Raw genomic sequence first — 19,867 nt, 5'->3', positions numbered from 1 at the left:
TAATTTGGATTGACGGCGCCAAATTGGCGCTCGAAGCTCGAAAGGGCGTCCTGATTTGACGTTGTCCGGCTGACGCGCCACACTACGACGGTCGGACCTTCTGACCCTCGCAGCTGTCGAGCAGCGCGATTTCCCCCGTGCAGGTGCAAGCGTGAACGATCCGTGTAGGACGGAATCGGTGGCGACCACGACGCGATCTTTTCGAACCGATGCGGAGACGCTCATCGACGTCCTTGCCCGCAGGGCGGCGCTTACTCCGGATCGTGTTGCCTATTCGTATTTGCGCGCCTCCGATCACACGACGACCCATATGACCTACGGCGAGCTACTCGCGATGGCGACCGGCATGGCCGCCGAGCTCGACGAAATGGGCTTTCGCGGCAGTCGCGTTTTGGTCGTATCGGAATTTGGACGCCACTACGTTGGCGCCTTCCTCGGTTGCATGCTCGCAGGTCGGATCCCCGTGCCGGTCGCGGCGCCGCGCGCACCTGGCGCGCTCCGCGAGCTTGCGACCGTGGCGGCGGATTGCGATCCGGCCGCGATCGTGGCCCCTCGGACGATCCTCGACGGATTGCGCTCCGCCTCCGCCGCGCATGAACCGCTGGCGCGACTCGCATGGCTGGCGAGCGATGAATGCGGTCGCGCGCCGCCTGCGCATGGCGCGATCCGGGAGCGGCCGGCGCCGGAGGATATCGCGTTCATCCAGTATACGTCCGGCTCCGTCTCGGCACCCCGCGGGGTGGTCGTCCGTCATGCGAACCTGACGCACAACCTCGCGACCATTCAACGCGTGTTCGGGCACTCTTCGGAGAGCCGCGGCGTCATTTGGTTACCGCCGAATCACGACATGGGGCTCGTGGGAGGGATCTTGCAGCCGCTTTACGCCGGGTTTCCCGTCGTACTGATGCCACCCTCGGCATTTCTACGAAACCCGCTGACGTGGTTGCAGGCGATCGCGGAGCATAAAGCCACGACCAGCGGCGGTCCCAACTTCGCATACGACTATTGCGTGCGGAAAATCGCGTCCGCCGAGGCTGCGCAGCTCGACTTGAGCCACTGGGCGGCCGCGTTCGTCGGCGCGGAGCCGATCGACCCGCGCGTGCTGGAGAGCTTTGCGCGGCATTTCGCGTCCGGCGGCTTTCGGCGCAGTGCTTTTTTGCCGTGTTACGGGTTGGCCGAGTCGACGCTCTTCGTCAGCGGGGCCCGCCACGATCAGGGGCCGAAGATTGCGGCGATCTCCATTTCGGATTTGGATCGCGGTGTCGTGACGCCGGCACGGGAGGCCGCCCGCGCCATCGTCGGCTGCGGCGCGCTGCAGGCCGGGAGCGCCCTCATCGTCGATCCTCGGGACGATGTGCGGTGTGAGCCCGGGCGGATCGGCGAGATTTGGTTGCGCGGCCCGAGCGTGGCCGCCGGATATTGGAACAACGACGCCGAGACCACAGCGGTATTCCGAGCGCGCCCGGCCGGCGACGCCGACGGCCCCGATTACCTGCGCACCGGCGATCTTGGATTCGAGCTCGATGGTGATCTGTACATCACCGGACGCCTCAAAGAGCTCATCATCGTTCGCGGCCGAAACATCTGTCCGCAGGACATCGAGCGCTCCATCGAGGAGAAGCATCCGTGGCTTCGTGGAAGCGGTTGCGCCGCCGTCTCGGACCATGTCGATGGCGAAGAGCGGCTGGCCGTGCTCCTGGAGCTGGAGCCGAAAAAGCTACCGAAGCCGCCGACGAGCTTGGAGGAGCTCGAGGTATCCATCCGCGAAAGCGTATCGCGTGAGCACGGCTTGGACGTTCATCGGGTGGTGTTCGTGCGGCCTGGCCAGTTGCCGAAAACGACCAGCGGTAAAATTCGACGCGTCGAGGCACGGTCCCTGTTCTTGGATAGGAAATCGTCGGAGCCGTCCCGCGACGAGCCGTCCCGCGATGAGCCATACGCACGCCTCGTCGCATGGGCCGCTCGGCATTTTGCGGTCGAACCGGCCACCCTGGACGGCAGCCGGACATGGGTCTCCCTCGGCCTCGACTCACTCAAGGCCGCCGAGCTCAATACGTATTTGGAGCAGCACTTCGGATACACCGTTTCGGCCGAACGTCTCTTCGATGGGTTGACCTTATCCGGCCTGGCGTCCGAGCTCGTATCGCATCCCACCGTGCGCATCGCGCCCTCGCCGCCACCCGTGCAGGAGGTCGCCGCGCCTGCGCGCGAAGCTGCTTGCGTACCACGGCAGTCGCCGGCGAGCCCCGTGGACTTCAGTCTCTTTTTCTTCTCCAGCGACGCCGAGCGCGATCAGGCCGACAAGTACCGATTGTTCCTCGAGTGCGCGGCGTTCGCCGACCACCATGGTTTTCGCGCCATCTGGACGCCCGAGCGGCATTTTCATCGGTTTGGCGGCCTCTTTCCCAATCCCGCGGTGCTGGGCGCCGCCCTGGCTGCGACCACGAAGCGCATTCGGATCCGCGCAGGCAGCGTCGTGCTCCCCTTGCATGATCCCGTGCGCGTCGCGGAGGAGTGGTCCACCGTGGACAACCTGTCCAGCGGGCGGGTCGACCTTGCATTCGCGACCGGGTGGAACGCGGACGATTTCGTCCTCGGCCCCGACCGATACGCTTCGCGCGAACGGGTCCTGTTCGAGGGCGTGGACCAGATCCGCCGATTGTGGCGCGGTGAATCCATCGTACGGCCAAACGGGAGAGGGGACCCCACCCGCGTCCGCATCTTCCCAGCCCCCATCCAGGGCGAGCTCCCCACCTGGGTCACCTGCAGCGGGGGAGTCGAACGGTTCGAGCAGGCCGGGCGACTCGGCGCCAATGTCTTGACGGCGCTGCTGTTCCAAGACGTCGACGAGCTGCGAACGAAGCTCGATGCCTACCGAAGAGCGCGCACCCAGGGCGGACACGATCCCGATGCGGGGATTGTCACCTTGATGCTGCACACGTTCATCGGCTCGGACGAACGTTTCGTGCGCAGGATGGTGGAAGCGCCCTTCAAGACCTACCTTCGTGATTCGGTCGACTTGTGGCGGCGTGGCTCGACGGCGTTGGACAGCCTGACCAAAACGGAGCAGGCGACGGTCCTCGACTATGCGTTCGAACGCTACTTTCACACCAGCGCAATGTTTGGCACCCCCGAACGTGCGTCCGAGCTGGTGGCCCGACTGGCCTCCGCAGGCGTGCGCGAGATCGCGTGCCTCATCGATTTCGGCATCGACCGAGGGGACGTCTTGAACGGACTTCGCGATCTCGGCCGCCTCGAACGACGATGGCGCGCGAACGGGAAGGCCGATGATCGGCCCCGCGCGAGGCACGAGGACCACGATCTCGGCGAGGCCGTGCGCAACCGGCACGCGCTGGCCCATCGAAACAGCGGCGGCGTACTGCAGAAAGCGCGCGATTTCGATTTGGCGCGCCGCCTCGAAGAGGCCAATCTGCTGCCCTTTTATCCCGATCTGAGCGACAGCGACGGGGTGACGTGCGCGTACGAGGGGCGCCGGTTGCTCATGCTGGGCTCGAACAACTACCTCGGGCTCACCGCGGACCGCCGCGTTCGCGAGGCTGCCGCCGCCGCGGCCATGGCCGATGGGCCGAGCGTAACCGGCTCGCGGTTGATGAATGGCTCGACCCCGGCGCACGCGCAATTGGAGCGAAAGCTCGCGGGCTTCCTCGGTCGCGAGGACGCGGTGCTGCTCACGACCGGCTACCAAGCGAACATCGGTTTGCTCTCCGCGTTCATGGGCAAGGGAACGGTGCTGGTCGTGGACGAGGAGTGCCACGCATCCATTTACGATGGAGTCGCGGTCGGCGGAGGAAAGCTCATCGTATTCCGCCACAACGACGTGGCCGATCTCGATCGCCGTTTAAGCTCCGAGCTGCAGTCGATGCCCGCCATGGTCATGGTCGACGGGGTGTACTCCATGTCCGGCGACATCGCGCCGCTGGCGGAGATCCGCGAGGTGTGCGATCGCTACGGCGTGCCCTTGGCGCTCGACGATGCCCACGGTCTCGGCATGATCGGCGCGCGCGGGCGCGGCGTGGAAGAGGCTTTTGGCATGTTGGGATGTGCAGACGTTCTGACGGGCACGTTCTCCAAGAGCTTGGCGTCGGTGGGGGGATGGTTGGCGGGGTCGCGCCATTCGATGGATTGGGTGCGATACCATGGTCGCTCGATGCTGTTCTCCGCGTCCATGCCCCCGCCCTCGGTGGCGGCTGCCGCCGCCGCCCTCGACATCTTGATGGCGGAGCCCGAACGGGTCGAAAAGATTCGTGAGCTCTCCACGTATTGGCGAAATGGACTTCGCGCCAGGGGCTTCGATACGGGGCACTCGAAGACCGCCATCGTGCCGGTGATCATCGGGGACGAGCTCACGTGCATGCGGTTCGCAAAACGCCTGTGCGACTCGGGCGTCTACGCGAATTGCGTCATGGCGCCGGCGGTGCCTGCGCATCGCGCGATGATGCGCACCACCGTCACGGCCGCTCATGACATGCAGCACCTCGACGCGGCGCTGGAGATCTTCGAGCGGGTCGGCCGCGAGCTCGGGATCGTGCCTCAACGGCCGTAGAGGAGACGCGCCAGGTGGGCCAACCAGCGCTCGTCGGAGGAGCGGCGTCGGAACGTGGTCGCGCGCAGCGGGCTCGAAAAGCGCTGCTGGGTAATGGCTTTGGGCCGCGCCCACTCGCGCAAACCCTCCGGGCCATGGATGCGGCCAAAGCCGGATTCGCCGACCCCCCCGTATGGCAACGAGGGTACGCCGGCGAAGGTGAGGGCCGCGTTCACCGACGTCATTCCGGACCGCATGCGCCGCGCGAGCTCCAGGCCGCGCCTGCGTGAAAAGACGGCGCCGCCGAGCCCGAACTTGGTGCCGTTTGCTTTTTGCAAGGCCTCGTCCATGTCTTTTACTCTGGCGACGGTCAAGGTGGGCCCGAACGTCTCCTCGCGCACGGCGGCAGACTCCTCGGGCACATCGACGAGCACGGTCGGCTGCACGTACCGTTCGCCCACGGCGTGCAGACCACCGATGAGCGCTCGACCTCCCCGCTCGAGCGCATCGGCGATGTGCCGGCGGATGATGGTCACCTGCGAGGGCATCGTGATCGGCCCGATCGGTTCGCCCTCACCGGCCGCGAGGCTCCCGGCCAGGCGAACCACCTTGGCGACGAACGCGTCGTAAACGCGCTCATGAACGTAAACGCGCTCGATTCCAATGCAGGTTTGCCCTGCGTTGCTCATCCCGCCCCAAACCGCTGCATCCGCCGCCGCGTCGAGATCCGCGTCCTCGTCGACGAGCAACGCGTCCGAGCCACCGCATTCGATGGCGGCGGGTGTGAGGTCTTCGGCGCAGGCGGCCAACACCTTTCGTCCGGTGGCCGGGCTACCGGTGAAGCCAATCTTGTCGACCCCCGAGCGACAGAGCGCGGCGCCCGTGGAGCCCGGTCCGGTCACCGTTTGAAAGAGCGGCCTGTCGCCCACGAGCTCGCGAAAGGTGTCGGCCAGCCAATGGCCAATTTGGGGTGTGTACTCGCTCGGCTTGAAGACCACGGCGTTGCCTGCGGCCAGCGCATACCCAATCGAACCAATGGGGCCGAACACCGGATAGTTCCAAGGACCGAGGACCCCGATCACCCCCAGCGGCTGGTACTCCACCGTCGCGGAGTGATTGAACATCATCATTCCGGATGGCACGCGCCTCGGCCCCAACACCTCGCGCGCATGCTTGCTCGCCCAATCGAGGTGCTGTGCCGATAGGATGACCTCGACCATGGCGTCGGCCTCGGGCTTGCCGTTTTCGGCGTGTACGAGGTCGACCAATTCCTTGGACCTTCGCATCAATGTCGAGCGCCACGCGCGGAGCACCTTTCCGCGCGCCGCAAACCCGAGCTCGGCCCACCACCCCGCCGCGCTGCGTGCCCGCCGCACGGTCTCATGGACCTGGGCGGCGGTGAAGATGGGATACGTCCCGATGAGGGCACCCGTCGCCGGGTTGCGTGACTCGAAGGTTTCCACCCCCGAAGCAAGGAAGGATGCACGAGCACTCATAACGATGATTTTAGGACCGCACGCGGTCATTGCGAGCGCGAAAGCAGCGCTTTTCGCCCTCGCCGCAGCGGGTCGATCCGTCCGATCGCGCCAAATGGTCGGACGTCGTCGCGCTCGGCCTCGCCCGCCATTTTCGGCGCGAGGCGCGTGCTCTACATTCGACCCGCGACATGACCTGGAAATCGCCAGACGCCTGCGACTCGAACGCCACGGTCGAATCCGAGGGCGCGTCTTTCCGCGCCATGGCGCGCCTGCGCGCATCGCTGGTTCGATGGATGATCGTGAACGGTCTCATCGCCCTGCTCCTCGCCGGCCTCACGATGCCCGCGCTCTCCGCCGCCGTCACCGTTTGCCATACCGAGCTCGTTCCCATCGCCGATCTCGAGGGCTGGCGCTCCTGGCCCGAAGAAACCTTGTTTACCTCCGACTATCGGTTGCGCAGCGAGTGGCATACCGGCACGGGCGAGCAGCACGTCTTCGTGCAAGACGCGCAATGTCCGCGCGACCAGCCCCTCGGCATCTGGCCCAACACCTTGCGGCCCCCGGGAAGTCGGACGCACGTGCATCGGCGCGACGACACCATCGTCTTTGCGGGCGAGGAAAGCATGAACGGAGTATTGGGATATGCCACCCCGCAGCCAATCCATGAACGATTCGTGGGGGCGTTCCAGCGCAGGGAAACGTGGCGCCCGGTCTTCGTCGGCGGCGACTTCGGGATCGCCGTGCTGGGCGCGCTCGGCGCCAGCTTCCTCATCATCGTCTACGGCGTGTCGCTGGCCATCGACGCGCGCAAACGGGCGAAGCGCGCGGAGGTGACGTCTCCGCCGCCCGTCTCGATACCCGAAGCGACGTTGGCGAGCTATCGAACGATGCCGAGGTTGGTCGCCGCGCCCGCCGTCGAGCGTTCGGCAAACGAGGTTGAAAAACAGATGTCCGAACGGGCAATCGCCAGCTTGCGCATCGGGGCCGTTCTCGCGATTGGAACCCTGCTCCTGTTCATGCTCGCGGCCTTCGCCGGGACATCGGTACGAGCTCCGGCGCATATCAGCAGGTCCGGTGTGTTGTAATTTCAGCGCGACCCGCGTCATGGTTCGCGTGAACGGCCCGCGCGATGGGCGTATCCTGGATCGGGTCATCGAATGACTGGCGAATGCATGCTACATCGTATTGTGGTGTGCGATGTCGACTTTTAGGTCAACGGGTTTGGATAAGCGGTATCGTCGATGTAGCTGGATGAAGGAGCATCCGCGCCACCCACGACGAGCCTTTTCCGCGCCGCGAAGCGTCCGCGATCGCCGTTTGGCTCTGCCCAGCTATCCAACGGTATTTGCTCTGCGGTTCGACATCGAACGCGAGGGTGGCGTCGGCGGCATGGGCATCGTGTACCGCGCGTTCGACCGCGTCACCGCCCAGACGGTCGCCCTCAAGGTCTTGCGCAAGACCGGTCCGACGGCCCTCAAGCGATTTGCGGTGGAGGCCGACGCGTTGGAGAATCTCCATCATCCGGGCATCGTTCGATACGTGGCGCACGGGGTCTCGGACGACGGTGAGCCTTACCTCGCCATGGAATGGGTCGAGGGCGAGAGCCTCGGCGCGCGGCTCACGCGCGCTGCTGCGGACGAACAACCCCTCGGGGTGCGTGACGTCGCGCGCCTCGGGGCGCGCATCGCAGCAGCGCTCGACACCGCGCACCGGATTGGGATCGTGCATCGGGACGTCAAGCCGACCAACATTCTGCTCGAGGGCGCGAGGCTCGATGCGCCGAAGCTCGCCGACTTTGGGATCGCTCGAATGAACGCCTCGACCCATGAGACGACCTCCGGTGTGCTCGTGGGAACGGTGGGCTACTTGGCGCCCGAGCAGGCACACCGCGACGTCCTCGATGGTCGCGCGGACTTGTTCGCGCTCGGGTGCGTGCTCTTTCGTTGCCTCACCAACAAAGAGGCGTTCGAAGGGTCGGGGATGATGACGATCCTCGCGAAGTTGCTCCTCCACGATCCGCCGCGGATCCGCGATCTGCGCCCCGATGTCCCCGCGGCGCTCGACGAGCTGGTCGCGCAGTTGTTGGCCAAAGATCCCGATCGGCGGCCCGCATCGGCGGCCAGCGTGGAAGCCGCGCTCGAGCAGATTGCAACGTCGCCGGAGCACCTGGTCACGATGCGCCGGCGGCGCCCCTGGTCGTTGCCACGATGGTGGAACCACCGGGCGAACTCGGCGCTCCTCGTCGTACTGCTCGCGGTCATTCCGGCTGGGGTCGTCCTTCGGGGGATCGCGTCGCGCCCCCCGCCGACGGCCATCCCATCGCGCGCGCAAGCGGCTCCCTCCGCGATGGCCATCACGCAGCTCGCCGCGTCGCCGTCGTGCGCTGCCGAGGCGGTTCGCGGGTACGAGCAAGGCCTGCAAGCGCTTCACGAGGCCTCCTGGCCGCGCGCGCATTTCTTCTTCGACGAGGCATCGCGCGTGGATCCAACGTGCCCTCAAGTCCAGCTGCGCGCGCTCATCACCGGCGAGACCGAGGCATCCTCGGCGCAACAAAAGGAGAGCCTCCGTCGCGCCACCGCGCTGCGCGACAAGCTGAGCGAGCGCGATCGGATCGTGCTCGACGCCTACGCGGCGAACGTGGCCTCCGACCCGCCACGCGTGAGCGAGTCGGTCCAAATCCTCGAGTCGGCCGTGCGCCGCTTTCCGGACGATGCCGAGCTCCGCGTCCTTCTGGTGCTCCGAAAGCTGGATCTCGCTCCGGGCCTCCCGCAGCTCGAAGAGATGCTCGACCTGCTGGGGCGCGCGTTGCGCGTCGACCCCACGTACGCCGACGCGTGGCAAATGCGAGGCCGCATCCTCGGCCAGCTCCGTCGCTATGACGAGCAGCTCGACGCGATCGATTGTTGCCTCCAGGCGGCGCCGAACGCGGTCGACTGCATGACCGACCGCATCCAGGCGCTGCGCCGCCGAGGCCGATGCAGCGATGCCGCGTCGGAGGCGCGCCGCCGGATCGCGTGGGACGAGCGCGAAGAGCGGACGCATTGGTACCTCGCGATCAACCTCGCGTCGAGCGGCGCGCGCCGCGAGGCCATCGACGAAGCGCTGCACGTGCGATGGGAGCTGCTCCCACCCGAGAAGCGCGTCTGGATGATCCCGAGCGATCGCGCCCGGATCGCCGCCTGGGAAGGGAACTTTTCAGAGGTCCTCCACGAGCTCCAAGCGCTCGCGGACGGGACCAAAGGGAGCATCCGCCTCGAGGCCCACGTGCGCGAAGCCGTCCTCTCCGTCGACGTCTTGCGCGAGCTGGGCCGAGACTCCGAGGCGGCGCTCGTCGCCGCGCGCTTCCTCGAGCGCGCCAAGGTGTGGGTGAAATCGGAGCCTCGCGTCTCCAGCCCCGCGTACCACGAGCCGCAATTTCTCGCGGCGGAGCTCGAAGGCGAGAAGCTCACGCCCGACCAATGGCGCGCCGCCAGCACCGCGTGGGCCGAATCGACCCAATCGCGCATGAACGATTTCGAGCGATGGGTCCTGGGGTGGGCGAGCGCGGTCGGCTCCAAGATCCGCGCGTCCGAAGCCCTCGAGCGCGAACCCCCCGCGGCCGCCGGCGCGATGCTGCGTTCGTCGCAGCAGCTCACCTTCCTCTTTGGCTTCATGGAGGCCTACGAGGGCCGCCTCCGTCTCTACGCCAACGACGCGCGCGCGGCCGTGCCGCTCCTCGAAGCCGCCGCGCAGTCGTGCAATAGCCTCGACTTTCCCTTCCTCAACGTGCGCTCGCATCTCTGGCTCGGCATGGCAAAAGAAAAGCTCGCCGACGTCGCAGGCGCCTGCGCGGCCTATGGCTTCGTCATCGATCGCTGGGGCGCCGCGAGGCCCGAATCCGTGACCGCCCGCGATGCAAAACGGAGAAGCCGCGCCCTCGGGTGCGCGCACTGAGCCCCGAGGTCGGCGACTTCGGTGCACGCACGGCGCCGTGGGGGTGGCTGTCGCCTGGTCGCGTGGATCATCGGGTAGTATCGCCTACGATGAGCAGGCCGCGCACTCGCCCGCGGCGCCGATATCGTTGCCTAAACGGATAAGAAGCGCCAGGAGCTCGCGCCCGATCCGCGAGCGATGCTCATCCTGGCGCTGGCGTCGTTGGCACACGGGGTCGCAAGCAAGATTGGTATCGAAAATCGTGGCGTCGCGATCTTCGGTGATGGTTTAGGCATCAGGATTTGCATAACTCAGGCGCGTCGCGCGGTTCGACCCTGACCCGTTCTCTTGTAGATTCGTGCTCCGGAAGGCGCGCCATGCGCAATGAGGTGTACGCCGGACCCCGTGCAGTTCCTTCATGAGGAGCACTTTGGGAGCTCGATGTTTCGCCAACTCTTCGAGAACGCACTCCACGAAATGTGGGATGGCTTTCACGAGCTCGGGGCTCGCTATCCCCGGCTGGCGCCGTTGCTCACGCGCCATGCGCACGAGGATATCTCCGCCCTGGTCCAGTCGACCGCCTTTGCGCTCGCCACCCTCGACGAGCGGCGGCAGGATGGAGACCAACGCCTGCTCCGTCCCTTGATGGCGCGGGCCCTCCCGGAGTGCTTGCGACCGCGCCCCGCCTCCACGATTTTGGAGCTCCCCTCGGCCATGACCCACGCCGTGAACGCGCAAGGCACCGCCTTTTGGGCGCGTCTTCCCGCGCTGCCGCCCATGCCCTTTCGAGCCATGGGGGCCGTCACGCCGGCGCCTTACGAGGTTCGCGACGCGCGCATGCATCGCATTCACGCGACCTCGCAAGTGCTCCATATCGAGCTCGGTGGCGTGAGCGGCGCGGCCTTGGGGAGCGTTCTCCCCGAAAAGGTGAGGTTCTTTCTTCACCTCGAGCCGAGCGTTGCGCTCGATGTGCTCCATGCGCTGCGGATCGCGCGGGACGGTATCGAGGTCGAGACCTTTGGCGCAGACGAGGAACGGCTCGCGTACGGGCATCTGCCCCGCGATGCGTTTGCGTGGGTCCGTGTGGATACCGACGAACCGCCCCTGGTGTCGGCGCCCGCCGATCGGTTTCGCTCGGGGACGCTCTTGCGCGATCTCGGTGCGTTCGTCGAGGGCTATTTCTTCTTCGAAATCGCGCTGGGCGCCTTTCGATCCGAAGCCATCGAGCGGATTGTATTGAATCTTCCGCTCGCCCAGGTCGTCGAGGGCGCCTCCACATTGAGCCGTCACCATGTGCGCCTCTTCTGTGTTCCGGCCACCAATGAATACGAAACGACCCTCGAGCCTCTTCGCGCGGCCGACGGCCCCGAATGGTCGCTCGCGGCCGTCGATCGCCCGCACGCCGAGATCCTGCATGTGCGCTCGATTTGGACGAACGCGCGCCAAGGTCCCGTGCCGCTCGTCTCGTGGGAATCGCCGGATCGGCCGCATACACTCGAGGCGGGCCTCGTGTATTACATGCTCGAGCAGAGCGCCTCGCGCGAGCTCTCCCGAACCGAAACGCGCATGTCCCTCGCGACGCGGGAACGTCTTCGTGCGCCCCCGCCGGGGCCTCTCGGCGGTGACGTGCTGGCGAGCGACGGCCTGCTCACCCAAGCGCTCGGCCTGGGCGATGTCGACGGCCGAAACATCACGCGAATCTCACCCTCGCGCCGCGCACCGCTCGGCGACGAGAGCATGCGGCTCAACGCATTTGCGCGCATGTCCCCGCGCAGGCTCGCCGAGCCGGTTCATCTCGAAGCCTTTTTGCATCTGCACGCGGCGCCGCCGCCCGAGGAGAGCGCCGTCCAGGTCCCCGCCTTTCGACGCATGGCGCACCGAAATGAACGACGCCGGCTCCCCGGCGGAGGTTGGCAGAGCGGCGATGCGTTCGAGCTCCTCATCGATACGGGCAAATGCCGCGATAGCGAGGCATGGCTCGTGTGCACGCTCCTTTCGCGCGCCCTCGGCGAACGGAGCGACGTGCTCCGCTTTTCACGTCTCACCGTCCTGCGCGGGCGCGAGACCTTCGCCGTCTGCGGCGCGCGCAACGGCGAGCGCTACCCCTTCCCTTTGGGATGATGGATGATGGGCGATGACATCGAATCAGCAGGCGATCATCTATGTGGAAATCAAAGGCTCGAAGCAAGGACGCTTCAAGAGCGATCCCTCGCGCGCCGGCAAGGACAAGCCGACGTGCGTGGCCTATCGATTCGGCATCGAGGTGCCCCACGAGACGCGCGGCTCGGCCGATATCGTCCGCAACCAGCCTTTGTGCATCATTTGCGAATGGAACTCGTTCGTGGTGCAGTGCATGCAGGCTGCATGGAACAACAGCGAGCCGCTGGAGGAGGTCGTATTGACGTTCATGCGTCAAGAGGCGGGAGGGAGCGAGAGACCGTACAAGACGATGACGCTCAAGAACGCCACCATCGCGCTCCTTCGAAATGGCTCCGCGGATCCGGATTACATCTTGCGCGACGACTACCGCGATCTCACGCTCATCGGGTTTTTGGCCGAAGAGATCCTGGTCGAGAGCGGCGACGACAAAGCGCAGTACAAGCGACGGAGCACCGGCCCGTGAGCGCGCTCCGCGACATCGCCCGATCCGAGCCCCATCGCCGAGCGCCGCAAACCTCGCAGGGCGAGCTGCGGGCGCGCCTCCTCGCCGACATCGACATGCTCTTCGGGACCGTGCGCGGATCGATGCCCGGCGATCTCGGCTACGGCGTCGGGGACGTCACCTCGATTTACCAATCGAGGGAGGACGCCGGAAAGGCTTGGTGCCTGGAGACGCAACAGGCGCTCCGCCGCTACGTCCCGCTCTTGCGCGCTCCGCGCGTGACGTACCACACTACGGGCAAGCTCGATCTGGTGTTTCGCGTGAAGATCGAGGGCGCCATCGCGCTCGGTGGCCGCGAGCTCCCCGTGGCCTTCGAGGCCTCGATCGATCCCCGCCGCGCGTGGAGGATTGGCTGATGGCGCGCTTCCCCCAAGGCCGCATCGAGGCTTTGATGGCCGGCGCGCGGAGGTTTGCGGCGCTGCAACCGGGGCTGCTGGCGCAAGCCGGCTACGGCCCGGGCAATGCATCGCTCGAGCGCGTGCGCCGCGGGGTGTTCGCGCTCGCGGCGGCCGTCCTCGATCGCATATCCGACTTCGACCTCGACAGCCATCGTGCGCTGGCGGAGGTGGTGGCGCCCTCGTCGATGCGGCCGCTCCCGGCGGCGACGATCCTCGAGATCGAGTCCAGGCGGGGGCCGGTTTGGCATGTGCCCGCGGGGGCGGAGGTCACGTCGGCGCGGGATCCATGGTGCCGCTTTCGGCTCGTGAGCCCCGTGGATGTGGGCCCCTATACCGTGGAGAACGTTCGCGCGGAGGGCCGCTCGCTTCGTTTCGATTTGGTCGCGACCGCGGACGTACCGCTCGAACGAGCCGTGGGCGACGCGCTTCGCCTTTATGTGGACGGCCCCATCCCGCGCGCGCTTTCGCTGCTGATGCACGTGCTCGCGCGCACGGAGCGGGTCGAGCTCCGCGCGGAAGGACAGGGGGTTCGAGCCTTGGGGCCCGTGGCTCCTCATGGGCTCGAGCCTGGCGCGATGCTGGCACCGGAGCCCGATGGTCCGCCCATGGCGGGCGCGTTCTTGCAGGAGTATTTCGTATTTCCAGAGAAGTTTGCGTTCTTCGTCCTCAATGGATTATCGCCCGCGCTTCGGGGCGCGAATGCGCGGCGCGCGACGGTGACCTTGCGATTCACGGAGCCCTTGCCACCCGGGACGCCGATCGCAGCCGACGGGTTGCGCGTGGGGTGCGTGCCGGCCGTAAACCTCTTTCGCACCACCGCCGAACCACGAACCTTCGGCCCCGGCGCCACGAGCTTTCCAGTTCGGATCGCAGGCGTACCGCGCGCGCACGCCGAGGTCTACGCCGTGCTCTCGGCGACGGCGATCCCGCGGGATCGCATGGGCCCGGAGATCGCTTTACCGCCGGTGCGCCGCTTTGCCGCCGAGCGGTTGTCACGCGACTTCCCGTATGCGTATTCCACTCGCCTCGTGCCCTCCCGCGTGCACCTCGAAGCGGACACCGTCCTCACCTTGACCAGCCCGCGCGAAGCCCCACCGCTGCTCGAGCCGCATATCCTCTCGCTCGAGCTCCTCGCGACCAACCGCTCATGCCGTCTCGCGCCCGGGGAGCTCGATCAGCCGGGCACCGGCATGCCCCCACTGCTCCGGGTGCGCAACCTTCTCCCGGCGTCCCGGTATGTCCCCGCCTCCATGGGGGCCGATCTGGCGCTCCGCGCCTTCGCGCGCGGCGCCATCTCCCAGGGCGATCCGCTCTTTGCGTTGCAAAGCTTTCTCTTCGCCCTCGCACCCCCACAGCCCATCGACGAGGCACGCTATCGCGCCAGCGCGGCCCGCATCCACGCGGTGAGCGCGCTCACGATCGCGCCGGCGGAAGGCGAAGGCGGCTCGCGCCGAGGATACCGAGCATCGCTCACGATCGACGAAACCGCCTTCGATGGCCTCGGCGATGTCGCCCTCTTCGTGCGGCTGCTCCACGGTGCGCTCGACGCTCATGTGGCGACCAATGCCTTCTTCCGTTGCGAGGCGCGCTGCACCAAAACGGGGGAGCGGATCGCATGGCCCGGGGAACGTGCGCACCCCACGGCGCACCAGCACCCCTGCACGGCGCCCTCCGCCGGCAAGACCCACGGCGCGCTCCACGCGCACCACGAAGGCTTTCGAACGGGGACGACCTCGCTGCTCCGGCGGCTGGTGGCGGCCGCGCCGCGCTATGGATTCTTCGAGGCCGCGCGCCTGGTCGAGCATGCGCTGTCCCGCGGAGAGTCCCATGGGGCGCACCGGCGCCTTCGATTCGGCCAGGACGCGAGCCTCTCGTTTCCGACGGGCGATGTCGGATCCCTCACCCTCACGGGTGACGAGCGCCACCCGCAAGCCCGCCTCGGGCTTCGGTTCTTGGGCCTCGTGGGCACGGCCTCGCCCCTGGCGGCCGCATGGACCGAGCACGTCATTCAAGAAGACGACGAGGGCACCTTGCGCGCCTTTTACGACGTCATCCACGATGCGTTCGCCGCGCGCCTCTACGACACGTGGAAGGCGCGCGCCATCGAGGGTGGCTTCGATCTGCAGGGCGCCGACCCGCTCAGCCGCATCCTCCGCTCGCTCGCGGGGATCGATGCATGGACCACCGTCCCCGACGATCCGCTCCCGCCCATGATGGCGCTCGGGCTCGCGGACTTTCAGCGCGGCGCACCGCACACCATCGACGTCCGGACGGCCGAGCAACTTTTGCAACGCTTGCTCCCGTGGCCCATCTCCCTCGAGCCCAATGTGCACCAAATGGTCGTCGTGAGCCCCTTCGATCGCGCGCACCTCGCAGGCCCGCGGCGCACGGCGGACAGCCCTTCCCGCAAAGGCGCGTGCTCCACCCTCGGCGACGACTTCGTCTATGGCGAACGAAGGAGCGATAGCGAGGGGATCGTTCGTCTGCACATAGGCCCCGTGGACCGCGCGACGTATCGGACGTTGATGCCGGGGGGCGCAGCCTATTTCGAGCTCGAGCGCCTCACGCGGCGCATCTTCGATGGCAAAATCACCGTGGAGCTCGAGATCCACTTGAAGGTCGAAGATGCGCCGAAATGGCAATTCGGCGGCCGCGCTCGACTGGGGGTAGATACGTATTACACCGCGCACCGCGGCCAAGCGCTCCACGCGCGTGTTCCGCTCCTGACCAACGCCGACGAAGCGCGCCTCGAGCTCGTCACCCCTCCCAACGGCGCCGCGGCCGAGGTGGATCCCGCTCCTCACGAGGAGAACGCATGCTGAAGAAACCTGCATGGCCGGACAAGCTGGAGATGAGCCCGCACGTTCTGCAAAACGCAGACGCCTACCACGAGCAATGCGCGATACGCATGCTCTCGCGCATCCGCGACGACGCCTGGGGAATCGACGATATCGAGTTCGACGTCGCGGCCATGGCGCGCGGGGCGCTCGAAGTCCACCGTCTCGAATCGATGCTCCCCGATGGCACCGAGGTCCATGTCGGTCCCGAGGACGAACCCTTGGTGCTCCCCTTGCCGGATCTCGGATCGCGCGAGTCGATGCGGATCTACGTCGGTGTTCCGCGCATCCGCCCTGCGCGCGCGAACGCCGATCCCACCGGCGATCCGCGCTCGCACGTGCGCTACGACGTGCAAACGCACGCGATCCCCGACGAGGCGAACGGCACCAAGCCCGTCGACGTACCCTGGCTTCGCCCCAATCCATGGCTGCTCTCGGAAGATAGTCGGTTGAATGGCTTCGACGTGATCGAGTGCGCCCGCCTCGTTCGAGACGATCGCGACAACCCCATGCTGGACCCCACCTTCGTTCCGCCCATCTGGCGGGTGCGGGCCTCCAGCTATTTGACCTCGCAGCTCGAGGAGCTGCTCGAGGCGCTCCGGTCGCGCAAAGCGTGGGCCGATCATTGGCGCGCGCTCGACATCCTCGAATACCGGCGCCAACACCTGCGCGCATTGCTCGGGACGTTCGTCAAAATCGTTTTGGACCTCCTCGATCGCCCCCAGACCGCCCCGCACGATGCCTATCTCAAGTTGGTGGAGATGATCCAGGCCCTGGCCCCGTTCTCGTCCGAAGCCGACGCGCCCCTTCCAGCCGTGAGCGGCATGGACGATTCGGGCGCCGAAGGCACCCTGCCGCCCTATCGCCACCACGATCTCGGCACCACCTTTCGCGCGGTGTTCGCCGCCCTGAAGAACGTATTGAGCGCGATTGGGGCGAGCGAGCACGAGGAGGTCCCCGTTCATATCGTTCAAGGATATCCATGGGCGCATCAAGTGGATTTGCGCAAGCCGGGCATCTTCGACAAAGAGTTCTTCCTCGCGGTCTCCGGGCAAGACGTGGAGGCCCTGCGGCTCAAGGTGCCGGAGCTCGCCAAGGTCGCGCCTTTGCGCGAGCTGATCGAGCACCAATACGCGACGAGGGCAGGGGTACCGCTTCGCTGGCGCCACCGCCCCGCGCGCCTGCCGGAGATCAGCGGAACCGTCTATTTTCAGCTCGAGAAACAGAGCGACGTCTGGATGGCCATCACCCGCTCGGGTTGGATGGGTATCCAAATCAACCAGGTGTCCGAAATCGCGAGCCTCGCCCTTTACGCGGTCGACAAGGACGCCGGATGACGTCACCCGACACCGTGCGAACGAGCCTCTCCGAGGAGCCCCCGGTCGATCCCTGGGCCAAGCTCCTCTCCTCGACGAGCCGCATCGATCGGCTCATCGCCAAAATCGATGCCCTGCTCGCCGAGCAGGTGGACGCCATTCTGCACCACCCGGCGTTCCAATCGCTGGAGGCCGCATGGCGCGGGCTGAAGTTCGTGATCGATCGCACCGACTTCGCGGAGAATATCCAAGTTCATCTGTGGAGCTGCTCCAAAGAGGAGCTTCGGGCCGACCTCGAGGAGAGCACGGACCGAACCAAGTCGCGCTTCTTTCGCGCGGTCTACACGGAGGAATACGGGCAGCACGGCGGCACCCCGTACGCCGCGATCTTCGCGGATTTTTCGCTCGCGTCATCCCCCGACGATCCTGCGATCCTGGTTCGCGACGTGGCGCTTCTCCGGGGCATGGCGTCGGTGGGGGCGATGGCGCACGCCCCCGTGTTCCTGGGGGCCGCGCCGGAGCTCTTCGGCGTAATGTGCTTCGACGAGCTCGCGGCCATGACCGATTTGCCGGTCATCTTCGAGGCCTCCAAGTTCCATGGCTGGAACGCCTTTCGCGATACGGAGGACGCTCGCTACATCGGGCTCTTGCTTCCACGAATGCTCCTGCGCCTACCGTATCGGGACGCGGAGGAGGCCGCCGCCTTCGTCTACGACGAGCGCGTCGAGCACCCGAGCGATCACCTCTGGGGCAGCGCCATTTACGCGTTTGCCGTTCGTCTGGCCAAAAGCCACGCGCGCGTGCGCACGGCCATGGCGCTGGTCGGGGCCGCGGGCGACGAGCCACCCGTGCGCGATTGGCACCCGGCCATGAACGCCGATGCGTGCAAGCCGCCCGTCGACATCGTTCTATCGCCCCGGCTCGAGGCCTCGCTCTCCGCGCTGGGGTTCATTCCACTCACGTGCGACGCGGTCGATGCCACCTTGCGGTTCCAAACCGCGAGCAGCCTTCAGCGCCCAAAGGCCTTCAGCGAGGAGCAGGCGACCCTCGATTACTTCCTCGGCGGCCAAATCCCATATCTGCTCTTCGTGTCGCGCTTTGCGCACTTCATCAAGGTGATGGCGCGCGAACAGCTCGGCGGGCACCATACGCCGGAAGAGCTCCAAAGTACGATGACGAATTGGCTGCACCGATACGTCAACCGGGCCGATAACCCAAGTATGGAGATGCGTTTCCGATACCCCCTTCGGGGCGCCCTGGTCGAGGTGGCGGAGGTCGAAGGCCAGGCCGGCTGGTTCGCCACCAACCTCTTCATCGTCCCGCACATGCGCTTCAAGGCCGCCGAGTTCGAGCTCTCCGTCTCGGGGAGGATCGAGCGTCGATGAGACCGCGAAAGCCCTTTTGGCCGGCGGCATTGCGGGTGGACCCCGTTCACCTCCAGGCGTCCGATACCTACCGCGAACGCCTACGCGCCCGCGCACTGCGCCGGATCCTCCCCGACGCATATGGGATCGCCGAAATGGACTACGATCCCGACGCGCTGGCCGGCGGATCGCTCGTGTTCCGCCGATTGGATGTCACGTTCCCGAGCGGGCTCGAGGCGACCCTCGACGACGACGTCCCGCCGCTCGAGGCCGATGTTCAGAGCCGTTTGTACGGGCTCACCTCGTCCACATCGGTCTATGTGGGCGTACCCAAATTGGTGCTCAACGGCCCCAATCTAAGCCCCGACGGCAAGGGCGCGCGTTCGACGCGTTACGTAGGCACCCTCGATGCCGAGGTTCCATGGATGCGCCCGAACCTCGAGATCCTCTTCGAGGACGATCCCAAAGGGCGCCACGAGCTGGTCGCGATCGGCCGGGTCCAGCGCGTGGGCGCATCCATTCGATTTGCGCCTTCGTCGTGGCCGACCGTTTTGCATGCGCGCGCCTGCACCCAGCTGGTCGCGGCGATCCGGGACGTGGTGGCCGCCCTGCAGCGCCGGCGAAGCGAGCTGCTTCGCGAGCGCGAAATGCACGGCTTCGGGCTCACGAGCCTCACATTTCCGGAGTCGGCGCTCGACCTCATGGTGCTCATCGGCCGGAGCCTGGCGCGCCTGCGCGGGCTGCTCGAGGTGCGATCGGCTTCGCCTCACGCTTTCTACGAGTGCCTGCAGACTTTGTATTTGGGCTTGATGGCGTTCGAGTCCGAGTCCGAGGCGGAGCAACCGCCGCTCTACAAGCACGAGGCGCTCGGGGACGTCTTCCCTTGGCTGGTCACGCGGATCCTGCCGCGGGTGGACACCGTTGCCCGCGCGCCGGTCACGCAATTGCCCTTTACGCGCCTCGACGCGTATTCGTTCGCGTTGTCCTTTCGGCGCGAAGATCTCCTCCAAAAGCGCCCCATTCTCGTGGCCGTCTACGCCGACGACGATTTTCTCGAGCGCATTCCTCGCTTGATCAAGCTGGCCGCCCCGTTTGCCATCGAAGAGCTCAAGCTCCAGTCCACCAGCGGCGTCCGTCTCGACATCGACACCGATCCACCCCCCCACGTGCCGCGCGGACGGGGGATCGCGGCCTACCGCATCCTGCGCGACCGTCCCGGACAAGGCGTGCGCGCGCACTGGGCCGATATCATGGGCTGCCACGCCATTCATGCGTACCTCCCGCAAGCGCCGGCCACCTTGCAGCTCCATCTCTTCGGAGTGCCATGGGACGCGTAACGTCCCTTTAGGAGTCCCTC

The 19,867-nt window shown here is 66.5% G+C and carries 11 protein-coding genes; 10 read left to right on the top strand and 1 reads right to left on the bottom strand.

All coding sequences use genetic code 11. The features are described 5' to 3' along the window. Nucleotides 1–178 precede the first annotated feature (178 nt). Nucleotides 179–4,564 (top strand): aminotransferase class I/II-fold pyridoxal phosphate-dependent enzyme, encoded by a 4,386-nt coding sequence (locus LZC94_28400; GenBank protein ID WXB11767.1) that lies wholly within the window; start codon nt 179–181, stop codon nt 4,562–4,564. Here LZC94_28400 and LZC94_28395 read toward each other — a convergent pair. Beyond that, complete coding sequence (locus tag LZC94_28395) at nt 4,552–6,039, bottom strand: aldehyde dehydrogenase family protein (protein ID WXB11766.1); 1,488 nt, start codon at nt 6,037–6,039, stop codon at nt 4,552–4,554. The two genes, LZC94_28400 and LZC94_28395, sit on opposite strands and share 13 nt — an antisense overlap. 29 nt (nt 6,040–6,068) lie before the next feature. Between LZC94_28395 and LZC94_28390 the strand changes: the two genes are divergently transcribed. From LZC94_28390 to LZC94_28350, 9 genes are all read left to right on the top strand, one after another. Continuing rightward, complete coding sequence (locus LZC94_28390) at nt 6,069–7,106, top strand: hypothetical protein (protein WXB11765.1); 1,038 nt, start codon at nt 6,069–6,071, stop codon at nt 7,104–7,106. A 232-nt stretch (nt 7,107–7,338) separates the two neighbouring features. Continuing rightward, a complete protein-coding gene (locus tag LZC94_28385; protein ID WXB11764.1) occupies nt 7,339–9,954 on the top strand; it encodes a serine/threonine-protein kinase in 2,616 nt (871 codons plus the stop codon). Between the two features lie 384 nt (nt 9,955–10,338). Continuing rightward, a complete protein-coding gene (locus LZC94_28380; GenBank protein WXB11763.1) occupies nt 10,339–12,054 on the top strand; it encodes a type VI secretion system baseplate subunit TssF in 1,716 nt (571 codons plus the stop codon). Between the two features lie 13 nt (nt 12,055–12,067). Beyond that, nucleotides 12,068–12,556 (top strand): type VI secretion system tube protein Hcp, encoded by a 489-nt coding sequence (locus LZC94_28375; GenBank protein WXB11762.1) that lies wholly within the window; start codon nt 12,068–12,070, stop codon nt 12,554–12,556. Beyond that, nucleotides 12,553–12,951 (top strand): GPW/gp25 family protein, encoded by a 399-nt coding sequence (locus LZC94_28370; protein ID WXB11761.1) that lies wholly within the window; start codon nt 12,553–12,555, stop codon nt 12,949–12,951. The genes LZC94_28375 and LZC94_28370 overlap by 4 nt, the downstream gene beginning before the upstream one ends. Beyond that, nucleotides 12,951–15,815: a type VI secretion system baseplate subunit TssG gene (gene tssG / locus LZC94_28365; protein ID WXB11760.1), complete on the top strand. Its 2,865-nt coding sequence runs from the start codon at nt 12,951–12,953 to the stop codon at nt 15,813–15,815. Before LZC94_28370 ends, tssG begins: the two co-directional genes overlap by 1 nt. Further along, the gene (gene tssK, locus LZC94_28360) at nt 15,809–17,167 is read left to right on the top strand and encodes a type VI secretion system baseplate subunit TssK (GenBank protein WXB11759.1); all 1,359 of its coding nucleotides are present in this window, start codon (nt 15,809–15,811) and stop codon (nt 17,165–17,167) included. The genes tssG and tssK overlap by 7 nt, the downstream gene beginning before the upstream one ends. Beyond that, nucleotides 17,164–18,531 (top strand): type VI secretion system contractile sheath large subunit, encoded by a 1,368-nt coding sequence (gene tssC / locus LZC94_28355; GenBank protein WXB11758.1) that lies wholly within the window; start codon nt 17,164–17,166, stop codon nt 18,529–18,531. Before tssK ends, tssC begins: the two co-directional genes overlap by 4 nt. Further along, nucleotides 18,528–19,847 carry a type VI secretion system baseplate subunit TssK gene (locus LZC94_28350; protein ID WXB11757.1) on the top strand — a complete coding sequence of 440 codons (1,320 nt, stop codon included), beginning with the start codon at nt 18,528–18,530 and terminating at the stop codon, nt 19,845–19,847. The genes tssC and LZC94_28350 overlap by 4 nt, the downstream gene beginning before the upstream one ends. The last annotated feature ends 20 nt before the right edge of the window (nt 19,848–19,867 follow it).

It is taken from the genome of Sorangiineae bacterium MSr11954, from assembly GCA_037157815.1.
Classification (GTDB): domain Bacteria; phylum Myxococcota_A; class Polyangia; order Polyangiales; family Polyangiaceae; genus Pendulispora; species Pendulispora albinea.
This window is presented reverse-complemented; position numbering and strand designations above follow the sequence as displayed.